Annotated in this window: 4 protein-coding genes; all 4 read right to left on the bottom strand. The window is 76.3% G+C overall.

Features of this window, described 5'->3' with window-relative positions:
* Positions 1-4: 4 nt before the first annotated feature.
* From KY49_RS14975 to KY49_RS14955, 4 genes are read right to left on the bottom strand one after another with little or no spacing between them, the layout of a single operon-like run.
* Entirely contained in the window at positions 5-184 is a 180-nt protein-coding gene (locus KY49_RS14975; protein WP_156162534.1) for a hypothetical protein, read from the bottom strand.
* Positions 184-9,003: a type I polyketide synthase gene (locus KY49_RS34525; RefSeq protein ID WP_052495711.1), complete on the bottom strand. Its 8,820-nt coding sequence runs from the start codon at positions 9,001-9,003 to the stop codon at positions 184-186. Before KY49_RS34525 ends, KY49_RS14975 begins: the two co-directional genes overlap by 1 nt.
* Positions 9,003-15,053, bottom strand: a complete 6,051-nt coding sequence (locus tag KY49_RS34520) for a type I polyketide synthase (protein WP_052495710.1) — start codon at positions 15,051-15,053, stop codon at positions 9,003-9,005. The genes KY49_RS34525 and KY49_RS34520 overlap by 1 nt, the downstream gene beginning before the upstream one ends.
* On the bottom strand, positions 15,053-20,386 hold the full coding sequence (locus KY49_RS14955) for an SDR family NAD(P)-dependent oxidoreductase (protein ID WP_042585434.1): 5,334 nt from the start codon (positions 20,384-20,386) through the stop codon (positions 15,053-15,055). Before KY49_RS14955 ends, KY49_RS34520 begins: the two co-directional genes overlap by 1 nt.
* Between the last annotated feature and the right edge of the window lie 3 nt (positions 20,387-20,389).

Genomic DNA, 20,389 nt, shown 5'->3' with positions numbered 1-20,389 from the left:
CTCCTCACAGCAATTTGTCGAGAACGTCGGCCAGCTCGCCTTCGTCCAGTTGATCGAGCGCGTCGTCGGCGGTGGCCGCGGCGCCCGTCGCGGGCGATGCGGCCGTCGCCGGCGCCGATGCCGCCGCCTGCGCGGGGCCCGCCAGCCAGTGCGCGAGGCCGTCGATGTCGGGGTAGTCGAACATCACCGTCGACGGCACGCGGGTGCGAAAGTCTTCCTGCAGCGCGCGCGCTTGAGCTCGATCGCCATCAGCGAATCGAAGCCGAGCTCGTGGAACGACTTGTCGTGGGCGAGCGGCCGCGCCGCATCGAGCGCCATGATCCGGCGCACGATCCGCACCAGATGGCGCCGCGCGACGTCGAGCCGCTCGCCGCCGGCCGCCGCGTCGAGCTCGCGAGCCGCTTCGCCGGCGCGCGCGGCGGCCGGCACGGACGCCGGCTGCGTCGCGGCCGGCGGATGGGCGGCCAGCCAGTCCTCCACCAGCGCCGGCGCGGCGGCCGGCGCGCGCCAGTCGCGGCCGAACGCCGGCCAGTCGACGTCGGCGATGCCCACCTGCGCGCGGCCGCTCGCGAGCGCCTGCCCGAGTTCGCCGAGCGCCTGCGCCGGCGCGAGCCGCCGCAAGCCGCCCCCTTCTCCGGGATTGCGCCCGCCGCTCCGCGCGGCCATCCCCACGCCGTCCCAGCCAGGCCAGTTCACCGACAGCGCCGGCAGGCCGAGCGCGTGCCGCGCGTGCGCGAGCTGGTCCATGAAGCCGTTCGCGGCCGCGTAATTGCCCTGGCCCGCCGAGCCGAGCAGCGACGCGAGCGACGAATACAGCACGAACGCGTCGAGATCGAGCCCGCGCGAAAGCTGGTGCAGGTTCCAGCCGCCGAGCACCTTGGCGCGCGCGACGCGCTCGAACGCGGCGTCGTCGAGCGTCGCGAACGCACCGTCGGCGAGCACGCCCGCGCAGTGGAAAATGCCGCGCAGCGGGCCGTGCTGCGCCGCCTGCGCGAAGACCGCCGCGAGCGCGTCGCGATCGGCGACGTCGCACGCGCGGTAATCGACGCGCAGGCCGGTCGCGTCACGCAGCGCGTCGAGCCGGCGCGCGAGCGCCGCGTCGGGTTCGCGGCGGCCCGTCAGCCATACGTGACGCACGCCCTGCGCGGCGAGCCAGCGGCACGTCTCGGCGGCGAGGTCGCCAAGGCCGCCCGTCAGCAGACAGGGGCCGTCGGCGCGCGGCTGCCATGGCAGCGCGGCCGGTTGCGCGGCGAGTTCGGCGATGCGCCGCACGTAGCGGCGCCCGTCGCGCCACGCGATGCAGTCGCCGCGCGGCGACTGCCATTCGGCCGCGAGCGCGGCGGCGTGCTCGCGCGAGGACGGCGCGTCCACGTCGAGCAGCGTGACGGCGCGCCCCGGCCATTCGAGGCTCAGGGTCTTGCAGAGGCCGAGCGCGTAGCCGTAGAGCGGCGCGCCGCCGCCGTCGAGATCGGCCTGCCGCTCCGACAGCACGCCGAAGCGCACCGTGCCGCCCGCCGCTTCGAGCGCGTCGCCGAGCCGGGATGCGCGGCGCGCGGCGGCGACGAACCGCAGCAGCGGCGCGCGCCAGGCCTCGGCCGCGGCATCGTCGGCGGGCGCGGCCGGCAGCCCCGCCAGCAGCACGACCGGGCGGCCGGCCAGCACGTCGTGCACGGCGGCATCGTCGAGCGCGCTCGCATCGAGCGCATCGGCCGATGCGGCAAGCCACGGATGCGCGGCCGTGCGCGCCGCGTCGTCGAGCAGCACGAGGCACGGCGCGGCGGATGGTGCAGCTTCGGCCGGCGCGCGCTCGACCCAGCGCTCGACGAGGGGCGGCAGGGGCTCGGCCGCGCGCCGCAATTGCGCCGCGGCGGCACGCTTGGTGAGCAGGCCGTCGACGCGCACGAACGGCGGCTGGCCCGCGTCGGCCACGCTGAGGTCGTGCACGAAGGCCGCGCCGTCGGCGCTCTCGCTGACGAGCCGCGCGCTGGCGATCGCCGGCGCCGCCGCGCTGCCCGCGCGCGGATGCACGACGAGCCGGTCGAGCGCGAACGGAATCGTCGCGCCGTGCATGTGGCTGCGGCCCGGCTCGTCGGCGAGCGTCGCGAGCGCGATGGTCTGGAACAGGGAATCGAGCACGCCCGGCGCGAGCGGCTGCCCCGCCGCGCACGGCCACGCGATCTCGGCCCGCGCATGACCGACGTGCTGCTCGATCGACGCCACGCCGCGGAACGCGTTGGCGAGGCGGATCTCGGCGCCGTACAGGCGGTCGTAGAACGTCGCGCCGTCGAAGCGCGCGAGCGCGGCGGCGGACGGCGGCAGCGGCTCGTCTGCCCGCTCCGCCGCCTGCGCGCCGGCCGGCAGCGCGCGGGCGTCGGCGCGCAAGTGGCGGCGCGTGCGACCGTCGCCGTCCGACAGCACCTCGACGCGATACGCCGCGCCGCCGCCGTCGGCATCGGGCAGCGCGTCGAACACGTAGCGCACGGCCTCGCTGTCCGCGCCGACGATCAGCGCCGTCTCGCACACGACGTCGGCCAGCGCCCAGCCCTGCTCGCCGCGCAGCTCGTTCAGCATCCCGACGATCAGCGCCAGGTGCGCGGCGGCCGGCACCACGCGCTCGCCGTGGACGAGGTGGTCGTCGAGCCGGAACGGCGGCTGGCGCACGTAGTCGACCGCGTAGATCACCTGGCGCGCGTCCTTCGCCGTCACGCGCAGGCCGAACGGCGCCGCCGGCGCGGACGCATCCGCCACGCGCGGCGCGAGCCAGAAACGCTGCCGGTCGAACGGGTAGACGGGCGCGTCGGGCCCGTCGCCGCGCGGCAGGTCGCGGCCGGCGCCCGCGCCGGTTTCCGCGTCCCCGCCGGCTTCGGCCAGCGCGGCGTCGAGCGCGGCCAGCGCCTCGGCGGCGTTCGCGGCGGCGAAGCTGCGTGTGCACGCGAGCCGCGCGCGACGCGCGGCCTGCGCGACCAGCGCGCCGTAGCGCTGCGGCGGCAGCGTGGCCAGCCGGTTACGGTAGGCGGCCAGATACGCGCGCAACGCGGCGGGGCTCGCCGCCGAGATCCGCAGCGCGGCAGGGGGGGCATCCTCCGTGCACGGGGCAGCGACCGTCGCGGCGGCCGACGAGGCAGCGGGCGCGGCTTCGAGCACGACGTGCACGTTGGTGCCGCTGAAGCCGAACGAGCTGACCGCCGCGCAGCGCCCGGCGCCGCGCCATTCGGCCGGCTCGGTCGGAATCCGGATCGGTGCGTCGCCGATCTCGATCTCGGGGTTCGGCCGCGTGAAATGCAGGTGCGGCACGATCGTTTCGTGGCGCAGGCACAGCACGGCCTTGATGAATCCCGCGATGCCCGCCGCCGCCTCGGCGTGGCCGAGATTGGTCTTGACCGAGCCGATCCAGAGCGGCGCATCGCGGCCGGCGGCGTCGCCGTACACGGCGCGCGCCGCCGCGAATTCGATCGGATCGCCGAGCGGCGTGCCGGTGCCGTGCGCCTCGAGCAGCCCGACGCGCGCGGGATCGAGCGCCGCGTCGGCCAGCGCGTCGCGCAGCACGCGCTGCTGCGCCTGCCCGTTCGGCGCGGTCAGCCCCTGGCTGTGGCCGTCCTGGTTGGCCGCCGAGCCGCGCACCACCGCCAGCACGTCGTCGCCCGCGGCCAGCGCGTCGTCGAGTCGCTTGAGCACCACCATCGCGCAGCCCTCGCTGCGCACGTAGCCGTCGGCGGCGGCGTCGAAGGTCTTGCAGCGGCCGTCGGGCGCGAGCATCGCGCCCTTCGAGAGCAGCACCGAGGTTTCGGCGGACAGCAGCAGGTTCACGCCGCCCGCCAGCGCGATCGCGCATTCGCCGCGCCGCAGCGCCTGCACCGCCAAATGCACCGCCATCAGCGACGACGAGCACGCGGTGTCGACCGCCAGCGCCGGCCCCTGCCAGTCGAGCACGAAGGCGAGCCGGCCGGCCGTCACGCTGAGCGCGTTGCCCGTGCTGTGATGGTGCGACAGCGCGTCGGCGCCGGTCGCGAAGCGGCGCGCATAGTCGTTCGGGCCCGGGCCGACGAAGACGCCGCCCGCGATCCCGCCCGACGCGAAATCGTAGCCGGCGCGCTCCAGCGCCTCCCAGCCGGTTTCGAGCAGCAGGCGCTGCTGCGGGTCCATGCACTGGGCCTCGCGCGGCGTAATGCCGAACAGGTCGCAATCGAACCGGTCCACGCCGTCGAGCACGCCGGCGCGCGTGGTGGTGAGCGCGCCGGCGCGCAGCAGCGCGGGCGCGTCCCAGCGCAGCGCGTCGATCTCGCCGATCAGGTCGCGGCCCTCGCCGAGCGCGGCCCAGAACGCCTCCGGGGAATCGATGCCGCCGGGGAAGCGGCAGCCGATGCCGATCACCGCGATGTCCTCGCGCCCGGCCGCCGCGCGCGGCGGCGTTGCGGCCGTTGCCGTGGCCGTTGCCGTTGCCGTTGCCGTTGCCGTTGCCGTTGCCGTTGCCGTTGCCGTGGCCGTGGCCGTGGCCGTGGCGGCCGGCGCGCGCGGCGCGTCAGCCTGGCCCTGCGCCAGCTGCCGGGCCAACTGGCCGACCTGCGGAAAATCGAACAGCAGCCGCGACGGCAGCTCGCGGCCGAGCCGCCGCGCCAGCAGGTCGCGCAGCTCGACGAGCGTGATCGAATCCATGCCGAGCGCATGCAGCGTTTCGTTCGCGCCGATCGCGCCCGGATCGGGCAGGTCGAGCACCGACGCGATCGATTCGCGCAGCAACGCGTCGACCTCGCCCGGCGTGCGCGCGGCGGGCGAGATCGACGCGGACGACGGCCCCGCCGCCTCGCGCGGCGCCGCCACGAACGCCCGCAGCAGCGGCCGCGCGGCGGCCCGCGGCGTCGCGCCGATCCGCGCCCAGTCGAACGCGCCGACGATCGCCTGCGGCCCGGGATGCGCGAACCACAGCGCGCCGCGCGCGAGCAGCCGGGCCGGATCGAGCGCGCGCACCCCCGCGCGCTGCAACTGGCGCGCCACGCGCGGGTCGTCCGCCATGCCCTCGCCGGCCACCGCGCCCAGGCACAGGCTCAGGGCCGGCAGCCCCTCGTCCCGGCGCCGCCGCGCGAGCGCGTCGAGCGCGGCGTTGGCGGCCGCGTAGTTGGCCTGCCCCGGGGCGCCGAGCACGCCCGCGATCGACGACAGCATCACGAAGCAATCCAGTTCGGCGCCGCGGCTCGCGCGGTCCAGCAGCCACGCGCCGGTGACCTTCGCGTCGAACACGCGGCGGAACGCATCGGCGTCGAGCCGCGCGTAAGCCGCATCGGCAAGCTGGCCCGCCGCATGGACGAGGCCCGCGAGCGGCGCGTGCTCGCGCGCGAGTTGCGCGAACAGGCGCTCGACCGACGCGGCGTCGGCCACGTCGGCGGCGATCACGGCAAGCCGCGCGCCGCGCGCATCGGCCAGCGCGCGCAGGGCCGGCGGCTCCGCCGCCGGGCCGCGCCGCGAGGTCAGCACGACATCGCGTGCGCCCGCCTCGATCAGCGCGCGCGCGAACAGCGCGCCGAGCGCGCCGGTGCCGCCCGTGACGAGATAGCAGCGATCGGCGCGCACGCCCGCGCCCATGGACGCCATGGACGGGATAGCGGCTTCGACGAGCCGCGGCACGCGAGCGCCCTCGGCCGTGATCCACCGCTCGTGCTCGGCGCCGCGCTCGAGGCCCAGCTCGCCGGCCAGCGCGACGGCGCACGCGTCGGCATCGAGCGCGGCATCGACGCCGGTCATGGTCAAACGCAGCCCGGGCACTTCCTCGTGCAGCGAGCGGCACAACGCCGCCAGCGCCGACGCGAGCGGCCGATAGCCGGACGCGCGCGCTTCGCCGATGCAGTGGACCATCGGACGGCGCGCGGCCGGCATCGCCTCGATCGCCGCGACCAGCGACAGCAGGCCGACCAGCGGCGCGGGCCCGGGCGCCTGCGCCGGCTCCGGTTCGCCCGGCCACACCAGCACCGCGTCGAAGTCAGGCAGGTCGCCGGCCAGCGCCGCGATGCCGACCGGCGTCAGCGCCCGGCCGACCGTCACGAGCGCACCGCCTTGCGTGAGGCGCGCATCGAGCGCGGCAGCCAGCGCGGCGTCGCCGGCGAACAGCAGCCAGCGGCCGGCCGGCGGCTCGGCGGGCGCCGCCGCCGGCGCGGCCACCCAGTCGATCGCGTAGTCGATCGCGCCGTCGACTGCGCAATCGGCCGAATGGCCGATCCCCGTGCCGGCAGGTTCGCGCACCGTGGCGCGCGCCGCACGCGGCGCGCCGTCGGGCAGCCAGTAGCGCTGGCGCTGGAACGGATAGCCGGGCAAGGCCGGCCGCGCCGCATCGGGCGCCGGGCAGCGCGGCCAGCGCAGCGGCAGGCCCGCCAGGTAGGCGGCGCGCATCGTCTGCGCGAACGAAGTCAGGTCGTCGCGCGGGCGCAGCAAGCCGTGCCACTGCGCGCCGTCGGCGCCGGCCATCTGCCGCGCCATGCCGATCAGCTGCTCGTTCGGCCCGATCTCGATCGCCAGCCGCGCCGGCGCCGCGCGCCAGCCCTCGTCGGCCCACAACGCGGCCACCGCCGCGTCGAAGCGCACGGCGTCGCGCACGTGCGCGACCCAGTAGGCCGGGTCGGTCACCTCGCCGGCGGCGAGCCGGCCCAGCGCCGTCGAGACGAACGCGATGCGCGGCGGCGAGAAGCGCGTCTGCCGGACGACCTCGGCAAACTCGGCGAGCATCGGCTCCATCATCGGCGAATGGAACGCATGCGAGACCGCGAGCGGCACGCAGCGCACGTCGGCCGCGCGCGCGGCGTTCGCGAGGCGCTCGATCGCATCGGCCGGGCCGGCGTAGACGAGGCTCGCCGGGCCGTTCGCCACCGCCAGCGTGGCGCCGCCCGCCGTGCGCGCGAGCGCCGCCGCGCGGGCCGCGTCGGTGAGCAGCACGAGCATGCCGCCCGGCGCGCAGCGCGCCTCCATCAGCCGGCCGCGCTGGACGATCATGCGCGCGGCGTCGTCGAGGCCGAACACGCCGGCCAGCACCGCCGCCGCGTACTCGCCGATGCTGTGGCCCAGCACGTAGCGCGGCGCGAGGCCGAGCCCCGCGAGATAGTGCGAGAGCGCGTACTGCAGCGCGAAGATCGCCGGCTGGGTATGGCGCGTGCTGTTGAGCGCGCCGGCCTCGCCCCAGATCACCGGCAGCACCGATTCGCCGAGATGCGGCGCGAGCGCGCGATCGACGGCTTCGAGGCACGCGCGAAAGGCCGGCTGCGTGTCGTACAGCGCGCGGCCCATCCCCGCGTACTGCGAGCCCTGCCCCGTGAACAGCCAGGCCAGCGCGGGCTCGCCGGGCGCCGCGCCGGGGCCGGCGTCGGCCGGCGCGTCCAGCGCCTGCGCGAGTTGCGCGAGCAGCGCGTCGCGATCCTTCGCGACGAACGCGGCGCGGTGCGCGTAGTGCGCGCGGCCGGCGTTGAGCGCGTCGCAGGCGGCGGCCCAGTCGGACGCGTCGCGGAAATACGCGTGGCAGCGCGCGAGCAGCTCCCGCAGCGCGACCGGGTCCTTCGCGGACACGCCGACGAAACGCGCCACCTCGGGCAGCGGCGCCGCCGCGCCGGCATCGGCCGCCGCGCCCGCACGCGCCGGCGCCGCGCTGACCGGGTCCTGCAGGATCAGGTGCGCGTTGGTGCCGCTGAAGCCGAAGCTGCTGACGCCGGCGTAGTACGGCGCGTCGGGGCCGAACGCGATCGGCGTGGGCTCGCGCACCACCGCGACGCCGCCCGACGCCCAGTCGACGTGCGGCGTCGGCGCGCCCAGGTTGATCTGCGCGGGCAGCAGCCGGTGGCGGAACGCGAGCACGGTCTTGATCACGCCGGCCACGCCGCTCGCCGCCTCGAGGTGGCCGATGTGCGCCTTCAGCGCGCCGATCAGCATCGGCGCGTCGGCGCCGCGGCCGGCGCCCAGCGCCTGCTGCAGCGCCTTGATCTCGATCGGATCGCCGAGCGCGGTGCCGGTGCCGTGCGCCTCGACGTAGCGGATCGCGCCGGGCGCGAGCTTCGCGCGCTTGAGCGCGGCGGCGATCAGCGCCTGCTGCGCATAGCCGTTCGGCACGGTCAGGCCGCTGCTCGCGCCGTCCTGGTTCACGTGGCTGCCGCGAATCACCGCGAGAATCCGGCAGCCCTCCCGGAGCGCGTCGTCGAGGCGCTTGAGCACCAGCATCCCGCAGCCCTCGCCGCGCACCAGCCCGTCGGCCTCGGCGCTGAACGGACTGCAGCGCCCGCTTGCGCTCAGCACCTTGTTCTGCGCGAGCGCGATCGACGGCTCGGGCGTCAGCAGGCAGTTCACGCCGCCCGCGAGCGCGGTATGGCATTCGTCGTTGACGAGGCTGCGGCACGCCTGGTGGATCGCGACCAGCGACGACGAGCAGGCCGTGTCGATCGCCAGCGCCGGGCCGTTGAACCCGTAGTGATAGGCGAGCCGGCCCGCGGCCGAGTTCATCGACGTGCCGGTGATCGAGTAGGCATCCTGACTGTCGGCGCGATCCTTGCCGAACGTCATCACCGCGTATTCGCCCGAGCTGATGCCGACGAACACGCCCACCGGCTGGTCGCGCAGCGCCGTGACCGGCAGTTCGGCGTCCTCGAGCGCCTGGTGGCTGACCTCGAGCAGCAGCCGCTGCTGCGGGTCCATGCGTTGCGCCTCGCGCGGCGAGATGCCGAAGAAGCGCGCGTCGAAGCGGTCGACCCCGGTGAGATAGCCGGCGCGGCGCGCGTAGGTCTTGTACGGCGTGCCCGGCGTCGCGTCGTAATGGGCGTCCAGGTCCCAGCGCTCGGCCGGCACCTCGGAGAGCGCCTCGCGCCCGTCGCGCAGCAGCGCCCAGAGCGCGTCGGGGGAATCGGCGCCGGGCATCCGGCAGCCGATGCCGACGATCGCGACCGGCTGGTCGAGACGCGCCGACAGCGCCTGGATCTTCTGCATGCCCTGCCGGATCGCGTCGCGTTGCCGCGCGAGCAGGTCGTGGTCTTTCGGTTCCATCAGCGGTCCTCCAGCAGCGCCTGCATCATCTGCAGCTCGCGTTCGATTTCATCGGTCGTGGCGTCGCTCGCGGCATCGCGCGCGGCGGGGGAAACGGGCGCGGGGGCCGGGGGCGCAGTTGCGGTTGCAGTCGCAAGTGGAGCCGCGCTTGCAGCCAAATTTGCAGCCGAATTTGCGGCCGCTGACGCGAGCGGCCGCGCGGCGGCGGCCTGCGCGTCGGCCTGCGCCGCGGCGGCCGCGTCGAGCGCCTTCAGCCGCGCCGCGAGCCAGCCGCGCAGGCGCGCCGGGTTCGCGTTGTCGAACACGTCGACCGACGACACCGGCACGCCGGCGCGCGCGCCGAGCTTCTCGGCGAACGACAGCGTGAGCAGCGAATCCATGCCGAGATCGTGGAAGCCGGTGCCGGCATACGCGGCGAAGCTGCCCGACAGGCCCAGCACCTCGCGCAGCAGCGCATGCAGCAGGTCGTCGAGCATCGATTCGCGGTAACCGGCCGCCGCGTACGCGCGCCGGAACGCGGCGGCGCCGTCGTCGGCGGCTGCCGTGGCGGCGCCGGCGTCGGCGCTCGCACCCACCTCGGCGAACAGCGCGTCGAGCCAGCCGTGGCGGTAGATCGGCTTGAAGCGCGCCCAGTCGATGTCGAGCAGCGCGGCGCCGGCGTGCGGCACCGGCGCGGCGAGCCAGCCGGCCACCTCGCGCAGCGAGAAGCTGCGCACGCCGACGCGCGCCGCGGCGGCCTTGCCGGCCGCATCGAGCATGCCGCCGTCGACGGGGCCCAGATGCACGACCGACGCGGCCAGGCCGCGCGCGCGGCGCCACGCCACGACGCGTTCCGCGAAGTGATTGGCGAGCGTGTAGTGCGCCTTCTCGCGCGCGCCCCACAGCGCGAGCATGGTCGAGATCACCGTGAACGATTTCAGGCCCGGGCCGGCATGCGTGTGCAGGTGCCAGGTGCCGGCCAGCTTCGCGTCGACCACCTCGCGCAAGTCGCCGCGCGCGCTCTCGCCGAGCAGCCGGCTGCCGCCGACGCCGGCCGCGTGGATGACGTGCGCGACCGTTACGCCGTCGGCGGCGAGCCGCGCGAACAGCGCCGCGACCTGCCCCGCGTCGGCGAGATCGGCGGCCAGCGCGATCACGCGCGCGCCGCGCGCGCGCAACGCCGCGACGCGTGCGTCGCGGTCGGGCCCGTCGCAGCGGCGCCCGACCAGCACCAGCGTGTCGACGCGCGCGGCCAGCGCGTCGGCGAGCGCATGACCGATCCCGCCGAACCCGCCGGTGATCAGCACCGCGCCGTCGAACGGCACGGCCGCGCGCGCTACGCCGGCATCGGCCGGCCGCAGGCGCGGCACATGGGGCCGGCCGCCGCGCACCGCGACGTAGCGCAGCACGCCCGGATCGCGGAAATGCGCGAGCAGCGGCCCGAAATCGGCCGGCTCGGCCGCCAGGTCGACCACGCCCGCGATGCGGCCGGGGAATTCGAGCGACGCGCACTTGAGCACGCCGGCCGCCACCGACTGCGCGAGCCCGTCCACGCGGTCGGCATCGACGGCGCGCTCCGCCTGGCGCGTCACGCACCAGAGCCGCGCGCCGGGCGCCGCGTCGGCGCCGAGCCAGCGCCGGCACAGCGCGATGCTCGCCTCGTACTGCGCGGTGGCCGCCGCGACGGTGTCGGCGTTCTCGCGCTCGCCGGCATCGGCGAAGCAGACGATCCGGTCGAACGCGTCGCGCGCCGGATCGGCGTCGGCCGAGAGCGCGTCGGCCCACGACAGCTCGCGGTACGACGCCTGCTCGCGCGCGAGCTGCGCGACGCAGCCGGCGCCCTGCCCGTCGTGGACCACCAGCCAGCGTTCGGCGCGATCGGCGGCCGACGCCTGCGCGACGATCAGCGCTTCCGCGCTCGCGTCGCTCGGCGGCAGGCCGCGCGTGTGCTCGAAACCGGCAACGGCGAGCTGCCGTCGCCATTGCTCGACCGACAGCACCGCGTAGTCGGCGCGCAGCGCGTGATCCTCGAAGCGCCACCAGCCGTCGGTCATGCCGAAGCTCAGGTCGGCGCTGAGCCGCGGCGCCGTGCATTCGCGCAGCAGCAGGTAGCCGCCCGGCGCAAGCAGGTCGCGCACGTGGCGCAGCGTGTCGGCGATCGAGCGCGTCGCATGCAGCACGTTGGCGGCGATCACGAGGTCGAACGAGCCGGCCGCGAACCCCTGGTCCGCGATCGGCCGCTCGATGTCGAGCAGGCGGTAGTCGATGTAGCCCGCGTCGCCGAACCGCGACCGCGCGCGTTCGAGGAACAGCGGCGAGACGTCCGTGTAGCAGTAGGTCTCCACCGGCATCGCGCGCAACGCGTCGAGCACGGTGCGCGACGTGCCGCCCGTGCCGGCGCCGATCTCGACGATCCGCAGCGGCCGGTGCGCGGCGAGGCGCGCGGCCCACTGCGCGAGCTGGCCGTTCAGCACGCGCGCGATCGGCGACTCGACGTACACCGCCTCGCTGCCGTCGAACGCGGACCCGCCGAACAGCACCTCGAGCGGATTGCGCCGGCCGCGCAGCACGTCGGGCAACGCGTCGGCGCAGCGGCGCAGGAACTCGGTCTCGCCGCGAAACTGCGGGAACGCGGCGTCCACCGCATCGAGCCGCGCAGCGGCCGCATCCGCCGGCGCGGGCTGTGCGGCGGCGCCGCGCGCATGCACCGCGAGCAGATGCGCGAACAGCCGTTGCTGGGCCGGCGCGATCGCGTCGACGGCATCGGCTGCGTCGGCGTCGGCATCGTGCCCGAGCGCGGCCAGCGTATCGGCGACGATGCCGGCGCACGCCTGTTCGATCTGCCGGCGATAGGCATCGTAGGCGTCGAGCCCGAAGCGCGCGGCCCACGCGGCGGACGGTTCGAGGCCGTCCAGCGCGTCGGGCGCCGGCAGCGCGTCGCGCACGCTCGCGGCGGCGCGCGGCGGCCAGTCGACGGCTTCCCACGCGGTCTCGTAGACCGGCGCGGCACGCGGCGCCGCCTGCACGCGCCGGAACAGCACGTCGCGCAGCCGGCCGACGGGCCGGCCGCCGGCGTCGGCCAGCGTGATCGCGAAGCGGTAGCCGTCGTCGCAAGCCTCGCGCACGAGCCGCGCCCGCAAGCGGTCGGGCAGCGCCGCGGCGGGCGGCAACGCGACCTCGCCGACGCCAGCGAGCAGGAACAGGCCGTCGTCCGCGTCGCGCGCGGCCGCGCTGGCCTGCAGGCACGCGTCGACCAGCAGTGCGGCGCGCTGCGGCGCGTCGTAGCCGGCGGCGCGCACCGGGCCGACCTCGGCCTCGCAGCGCGCGCCCTGCACGCGCAACGCGCCGAGGCAGCGGAACGCCTCGCCGAGCGACACGTCGCCGGCCTCGTGATGCGCGTAAAGCGCGGCGACGTCGAGCGCGCGCCAGCCGGCGGCGGGCCAGTCGCCATCGTCTGCCTTGTCCGACTTGTCCGCTTCATCGGCTTCATCGGCGAACCGGCACGCCGCGCTCGCGTGCCGGACCCACGGCGCCGCCGCGTCGCCGGCCGCCCGGCTCCACAGCGACACGCGCGCGCCCTCGGCCGGCGCGTCGACCTGAACCAGATAGTCGCCGGCGGCGGCATCGAGATCGACGGGCCGCTGGAACTGCGCATCCGCAAGCGTGACGGCCGCGCCGCGCGCATCGGCGGCGACCGCGCGCATCAGTTCGAGCAGCAGCGACGCGGGCAGCAGGCGCCGGCCCTGCACGCGGTGCCCGTCGATGAAATCGAGCCACGCCGTCGCGGTGCGCAGGCGGCAGCTCACGCGGCCGTCGGGATGCGCGAGCCGGTCGCGCACGAGCGGATGGATCGCGTCCTCGCGCGGCGCGTCGTCCGCGGCCAGCGCCGCGTCGATGCGCGGCGAGCGGAACGTGCGGCGCGCGAACGGCCGGCGCGGAAAATCGGCGACGACGGGATGGCGCCGCGCATCGAGCGGCGTCCAGTCGATCTCGACGCCCGCCGTGAACAGCGCGGCCAGCGCCGCGCGCAGCGCCGCGTCGTCGTCGATGCGGTGCCAGCGCGCCGAGGCCGGCAACGGGCACGGCGGCACGCCGAGCGCAAGCACGTGCGCGCCGTCGAACGCGTCGGCCGGGCTGCAGGCGCGCGTTGCATCGGCGACGGCCTCGTTCGCGGCGATCACGTGCAGATCGTTGCCCGCCGCGCCGGCACGGTACGGCAAGCCGGCCGGCTCGTCGCGATGCCAGAGCCACGCGCGCACGAACGCGGGCTCGATGCCGCGCACCGCCACCGCGTCGGGAAACAGGCCGAACGACGCGCAGCGCGCGAGCCACGCACGATGCGTGGCGGCCAGCGACGCGTCGTCCGCCACGCCGTCATCCGACAGGAACAGCACGATAGGGCCCGGCGCGCGGCGCGGTTCGCGCTCGACCAGCGCGCGCTCCAGCCGCGCGGCGAGCTCGGCGCCGTCGCGCCCCGTCACGGCGATCCGCTCGCCGAGCGCGACGCGCCGGCGCGTCGACGTATGCGCGATCGCGGCCAGTTCGGCAGCGGGTTTCGCGCGCAGGTAGGCGGCCACCTCGTCGACGTGCCGGCGCAGCGCATCGGGCGTCTTCGCGCTGAGCGCGAGCACGTGAACGCCGGCCGGCGCGGCGCAGTCGGCCGCCTGCGCGCCGTCCGGCGCCTGCAATGCCGGCGGCGGCGCCGCGACGATCGCATGCGCATTGGTGCCGCTGAAGCCGAAGCTGCTGACGCCGGCCTGCCAGGGCCGCCCGTCGGTGGGCGGCAGCGGCGTCGGCCGCCGCGCCACCTCGAATTTCGCCGCGTCCCAGCCGATCGCGGGGTTGAGCGTGTCGAAGCCGGGCTGCGGCGGCGCCTCGCCGTGGCGCACCACCAGCATCGCCTTGATCAGCCCGGCCAGGCCCGCGGCGGCCTCGAGATGGCCGAGGTTCGCCTTCACCGCGCCGATCGAGAGCGGCCGGCCGGCCTCGCGCGCCGCGCCGTACGCGTCGGCGATCGCATGCGCCTCGATGGGGTCGCCGAGCCGCGTGCCGGTGCCGTGCGCCTCGACGTAGTCGACCTCGCCGGGCGCGACGCCCGCGCATTGCAGCGCCGCGCGGATCACCGCGCGCTGCGCCGAGCCGTTCGGCACGGTCAGGCCGCTGCTGTGGCCGTCGTGATTGATCGCCACGCCCTTGATCACCGCGTGAATGCGATCGCCGTCGGCCTGCGCGTCGGCGAGCCGCTTGAGCACCAGCACCGCGCAGCCCTCGCCGCGCACGTAGCCTTGCGCGCGCGCATCGAACGTGTGGCAGTCGCGCTCGGGGGTCAGCATCCGCGCGCGCGAGAAATTGATGCCCGCGTGCGGCGTCAGCATCGCGTTGACGCCGGCCGCCAGCGCGAGGCCGCACTCGCGCTGCTGCAGCCGCCGGCAGGCCTCGTACACCGCGACCAGCGACGACGAGCAGGCCGTGTCGATCGACAGCGACGGGCCGCTGAAATCATAGAAGTACGACAGGCGCCCGGCCGCCATGCTGAACGAATTGCCGGAGGCCACGTAGGGGTTGGCGTGCGCGGGATCGGCGAGCAGCGCCATCCCGTAGTCCTGGCTGCCGATCCCGACCACCACGCCGGTGTCGCTGCCGCGCAGCCGGCCGATGTCGAAACCGGCGTCCTCGAGCGCGAGCCAGCTCTGCTCGAGCAGCAGCCGCTGCTGCGGATCGAGGTTCTCGGCCTCGAGCGCGGACAGGCCGAAGAACTCGGCGTCGAAGTCGTAGATGCGCTCCAGCAGGCCCGCGTAGGGCGTCACCAGCTTGCCGGCGGCCGCGTAGTCGGGATCGACGAACTGCCGGTTGCTCCAGCGCTCCGGACCGACCTCGATCACGCCGCTGCGGCCCTCGCGCAGCAGCGCCCAGTACGCGTCGAGATCCGTCACCCCGCCCGGGAAACGCAGCGACACGCCGACGATCGCCACGTCGTCGCGATGGCCGCGCTCGGCCCGCGCGAGCCGCGCCTTCAGTTCGCGGATCGTCCGGATCGATTGCAGCAGCAAGTCCTTGTCCATGTCCGTCATCAAAGTGCTCCGCGTGATTCGAGGCCGTCGAGCTCGCGTTCGAGGATGCGGGCGAGTTCGGCGGCGCTGTGGTCCGTCAGGGGCGCATCGGCGGCGGCGGGCGCGCGCGCGGCCGGCGGCGCCGAAGCCGGCGCCGGGACGACGGCCGGCGCCCCCGCCGGCGCGAACAGCGCACCGAGCGCGCCGCGCGCGAGGCAGTCGGCGACGGCGGCCACCGTCGGGTGATCGAACGCGACGGTGGCGGGCAGCGATGCGCCGAACTCGCGTTCGAGCTGCCGGTGCAGCACCGTCGCGTGCAGCGAATCGACGCCGATCTCGGCGAACCCGTCGGTGTCGGCAATCGACGCGGCGTCGCAGCCGACGCAGGCCGCGACGAGCTCGCGCAAGCGCGCGCGCAACGCGTGCCGGCGCCGGTCGGGCGGCACCTCGGCGAGGCGCTCGGCGAACGACGGCGGCTCGGCCTCCGCCGTCCCGGCGCCGGCGCCGTCCGCGACCAGCCCGGCCCACAGCGGCGCCGGCGCGTACGTGGCCGCATGGCGCCGCCAATCGAGATCGAACACGCCGACGCAAGCCGCGGGCGCGGCGCTCGCGGACGGCGCGAGCCAATCCGCCAGCACGCGCAGGTAGTCGTCGGCGCCGCGCGCGGCTAGGCCGATCGCGCGATGCTGCGCCGCGAGCGCATCGCCGCCGCGCGCCGCCATCCCGACGCCGGCCCACGGCCCCCACTGGATCGCGAGCGCCGGCAGGCCCAGCGCGCGGCGGTGCTCGACGACGGCCTCGGCCAGCGCGTTGGCGAGCGCATAGGCAGCCTGCCCCGGCTGGCCGAGCAGCGCCGACAGCGACGAGAACACCACGAAGTGATCGAGCGGCTGGCCGAGCGTCGCGCGGTGCAGATGCCAGGCGCCGGCGCCCTTGGGCAGCAGCACGTCGCGAGCGGGGCCCCAGGCCTCGCGCGCGAACGGCCGGTCGTCGAGCACGGCGGCGCAATGGAACACGCCGGCAAGCGGCGTCGCGCCGAGCGTGCGTTGCAGCGCGTCGCGCAGCGCGGCGGGATCGGCGACGCCGGTCGCCAGCGCATCGATGCGCGCGCCGTAGCGGCGGCCGAGCCGGTCGAGCAACGCGGCCTCGGCGGCGTCGGGCGCGCGGCGGTTCAGGCTGACGACGTGGCGCGCGCCCTGTTCGAGCAGCCACGCGAGCACGCGCGCGCCGACCCCGCCCAGGCCGCCGCTGACGAGATAGGCATGAGCGTCGCGCGCGCGGAACGCGGCCGACGGCGCGGGCGTGGCGCGCGCGAGGCGCGGCACCATGAGGCCGTCTCGCGTGAGCCGGCAAGCCGGCTCGCGGATCGCGAGCAGCGCGTCGAGGTGCGCGGCGAGCGTCGCATCGTCGGCGTCGGGCGAGCGTTCGAGCCAGGTGATCGACGGGCCTGCGCGCTCCTTGTCCGCGCAGGCCAGCACGGCCGGCCAGCGCGGCTGCATGCCCGGCTCATCCAGCTCACCGCGCGCCGGCGCGGCGCCGATCGCCAGCACGTGCGGCGCATCGGCAGGCAGGCGCGCGAGCGCCGCCCAGCAGCCGCCGAGCCGTTCGAGCCAGTCCGCATCGAGCGCGTCGCCGGGCCACGCGGCGCCGTCGTCGACGCGCAGCACGACCCGGTCGAACGCGCCGTGCGCGGCAGCCTGCGCGGCGAACACCGCGTCGACGCCCGCGCCCGACGCGCTCTCGCAGGCGGCCTCGACCACGCGGATGCCGCGTGCGGTCAATGCCGCGGTCAATGCCGCGGTCAATGCCGCGGTCGATTCGTCCCGCGGTGCGTCGCCGGCCGGCGCGCCGCGTCCGTCGTCATGGCCCCGGCCGGCCGCCGCCGTCGCGCGCAGCAGCAGCACCTGCCGCACCGGCGCGGGCGCGGCGGCGTCGGCCGCGAACGGCGTCCAGCGCGTCACGTAGCTCGCCGGCGCGGCGCTTGCCGGCGCGGCGCCGAACGCCTGCGCGAGCCCGCTGCTCGCCGCGAGCGGGCGAGCGGTGTACCAGCAGCGCACGCGCGCGAACGGCTCGCCGGCGAGGCGTCGCGACGGCCGGTCGTCGCCGCGCTCGACGATCACGTGCGCATTGGTGCCGTTGAAGCCGAACGCGCTGACGGCGCCCAGCAGCCGGCCCGCGTCCGCGCCGGCGAGCGCGCGCGCGGCGCGCGGGATCTCGATCCGCTCGCTCGCGTCGATGAACGGGTTCAACGTCGCGTAGTGCAACTGGGCGGGCGCGGTGCGCGCCCGCAGGCTCAGCACCAGCTTCAGCAGCCCCGCGAGCCCCGACGCGGCCTCGGTGTGGCCGACGAACGACTTCAGCGCGCCGAGCACCAGCGGCGTCGCGCGCGGCGTCTCGTCGGCGTACACGGCGCGCAGCGCGTGGTATTCGATCGGGTCGCCGAGCGCGGTGCCGGTGCCGTGCGCCTCGACCAGCGCGACCTCGCGCGCGTCGACGCCGGCGTCGCGCAGCGCGGCGCGCATCACGCGCTCCTGCGCGCGGCCGTTCGGCGCGGTCAGGCCGCTGCTGCGGCCATCGTGGTTGATCGCGCTGCCGCGGATCACCGCGTGGATCGCGTCGCCGTCGGCGCGCGCGTCGGCGAGCCGCTTGAGCACCATCACGACGCAGCCCTCGGCGCGCACGTAGCCGTCCGCGCGCGCATCGAACGCGGCACAGCGCCCCTGCCGCGACAGTGCGCGCGCCTTGCCGAGCAGCACGAAGGTGTCGGGCGAGACCAGCGCGTTGACGCCGCCGACCAGGGCGAGCCGGTTCCGGCCGCCGCGCAGGTGCCGCACCGCCGCGTCCAGCGCGACCAGCGACGACGAGCACGCGGTGTCGTGGCAGATCGCCGGGCCGTCGAGGCCGAACAGGTGCGCGATGCGCCCGGCGACGACGTTCATCGACTGGCCGGTCGACATCAGCCCGGCGTCCTCGCCGTCGGCCACCGAGCGGCACAGCGGCCCGTACTCGTTCTGGCCGATGCCGAAGAACACGGCCGCGTCCAGCGCGCCGGCCGCGCTGCCGTCGAGCCGCGCGGCGGGATCGATGCCCGCGTCCTCGAACGCGCGCCAGGTGGTCTCCAGCGCGAGCCGCTGCTGCGGGTCCATGAAGCAGGCCTCGCGATGCGAGAGGCGGAAACGCGCGTGATCGAACTGCTCCAGGCCGTCGAGGAAGCCGCCCGCGAGGCTGTATGCCTTGCCGGGCGCGTCGTCGTCGGACAGGTAGCGCGCCAGGTCGAAACGCGCGGCGGGCCGCGCGTCGATGACGTCGAGCGCGTCGTCGCCGGCCGGCGCCGCGTGCATCAGTCGCGCCCAAAGCGCGTCGGGCGAATCGGCGCCCGGCAGCCGGCACGCCATGCCGACGATCGCGATCGCGCCGTCGTCGGCGTCGGCCCGGGCCGCATCGGCGCCGGCCTGCGCGGCGCCGCCGGGCGCCGGGCGCGGATTCGCACTCGCCCACGCCTGCGCCAGCGCGTCGGCCAGCGCGTGCAGCGTCGGATGATCGAACACCACGGTCGGGCGGCACGGCACGCCGAGCCGCTGACGCAGCTTCTGGCTCAGCTCGATGCTCAGCAGCGAGTTCAGCCCGAGCTCCTGCATCGGCCGCGTCTCGCCGCGCTCGGGCAGCGCCGCGCCGGTCAGCTCCGCCACCAGTTCGCGCAGCAACGCGAGCGTCGCGTCGGGCGTGCCGAAATCGTCGGCCATGACAGCGGCGCTCACCGGTGCCGCGGCCTCGGCCGAAGCCGCGGGCGCGGCGGCGCACAGCGCCGCGAACGGGCGCAGGTGCTTCGCCGCCGCGACCTGCTCCGCATAGCGATGCCAGTCGACGTCGACGATCTGCCGCGTCGCGCCCGGCTCGCCGAGCGCGCGCGCCAGCGCGGCGAGCGCGGCCCCGGGCGCGAGCCCGCGCAGCCCGAGCGCGCCGAAGCCCTGCTGGCGCTGCCGGACCATCATGCCGACCTCGGCCCACGGCCCCCACGCGAGGCTGCGCGTGACGCGGCCCTCGGCCTCGCGGCGCTCGGCCAGCGCGTCGAGGAAGCGGTTCGCCATCGCGTAGGGCGCCATCTGCGCGGTGCCCCAGCGGCCGGCGATCGACGAGAAATAGACCTGGAAATCGAGCGCGTCGGCGCGCGTCAGCCGGTCGAGATGCAGCGCGCCGAACGCCTTGGCGCCGACGATGCGCGCGATGTCCTCGTGCGAGAGGCGCGCGAGCGGGATGCGTTCGTTGCTGCCGGCCGCATGGAAGATGCCGCGCAGCGGCGGGCCGTCGCGACGGATGTTGTCGAGGGCCGCGCCGAGCGCCGCCGGATCGCAGGGATCGGCCGCGACCAGCGCAACGCGCGCGGCATCGCCGGCGACGCGGCGCCGCTCGGCGAGCCACGCCGCCGCCTCCGGCGCGGCGGGGTCGCGCCGCCCGAACACCACCACGCGCCCGGCGCCCCGCGCGAGCAGGTCGTCGACCAGCACGGTGCCGATGCCGCCGGCGCCGCCCGTCACGAGATAGGTTGCGTCGGCCGCCGGCGCGAACGCGGCGCGCGGCGGCGATGCGTCGGCCACGCGTTCGAGCACCGGCAGGTAACGCCGGCCGGCGCGGTAGGCGATCTCGTCGTCGCTGCCGGCCGCGTCGCGCGCGATCTCGTCGAACGCGCGATCGAGCGAGGCCGGTGAATCGTCGACATCGATGCAGCCGCCCCAGGCGGCCGGTCGTTCGAGCGACAGCGTGCGGCCGAGCGCCGCGAGCGGCGCCAGCGCGACGTCGGCCGGCGCGGCGTCGCCGGGCAGGCGCTGGGCGCCGCGCGTGATCAGCCATAGCCGCGCCGGCGCCGCGTGATCGGCGACTGCGGCGGCCAGCGCCAGCGCGGCGCCCCAGCGCGCGGCGAGCGCGGCGGCGGCGGGCTCGGCGGCCGCGTCGGCGTGGGCGGCCGCGTCGGCGTGGGCGGCGGCGGCATAGACGATCGCGTCGAACGGCCCGGACAGTTGCGACAGCGTCGACAGTTGCGCGGCCAGCGCGTCGGGCGCCCAGCCGGCGCCGGGATCGAGCTCCGACGCCGTGCACGACGCGAACCCGGCCGGCGGCCACGCGGCGCCGCGCTCGGTCAGCAGCAGCACGCGCGGGGCGCCGGCGCGCGCCGTGGCCGGGCCGGCGGCGACGAGCGGCGCGGCCTGCCAGCGCGTCTCGTACGCGAGCCGCGAGGCCGGCGCGGCGTCCGCCGGCTCGTCCGGCCGCAACTGCAGAATCTCGTCGCGCAACGCGCGCACGAGCGCCTGCAACTGGGGCTTCGACAGTTGTTCGATCCGATCGAGAAAATGTGCCACGGT

Origin of the sequence: Burkholderia sp. MSHR3999, assembly GCF_000833595.1 — a bacterium.
In the GTDB taxonomy this organism is placed as follows: domain Bacteria; phylum Pseudomonadota; class Gammaproteobacteria; order Burkholderiales; family Burkholderiaceae; genus Burkholderia; species Burkholderia ubonensis.
Note: the sequence above shows the minus strand (reverse complement) of the source record. Positions and strands in the feature narration are given on the sequence as shown.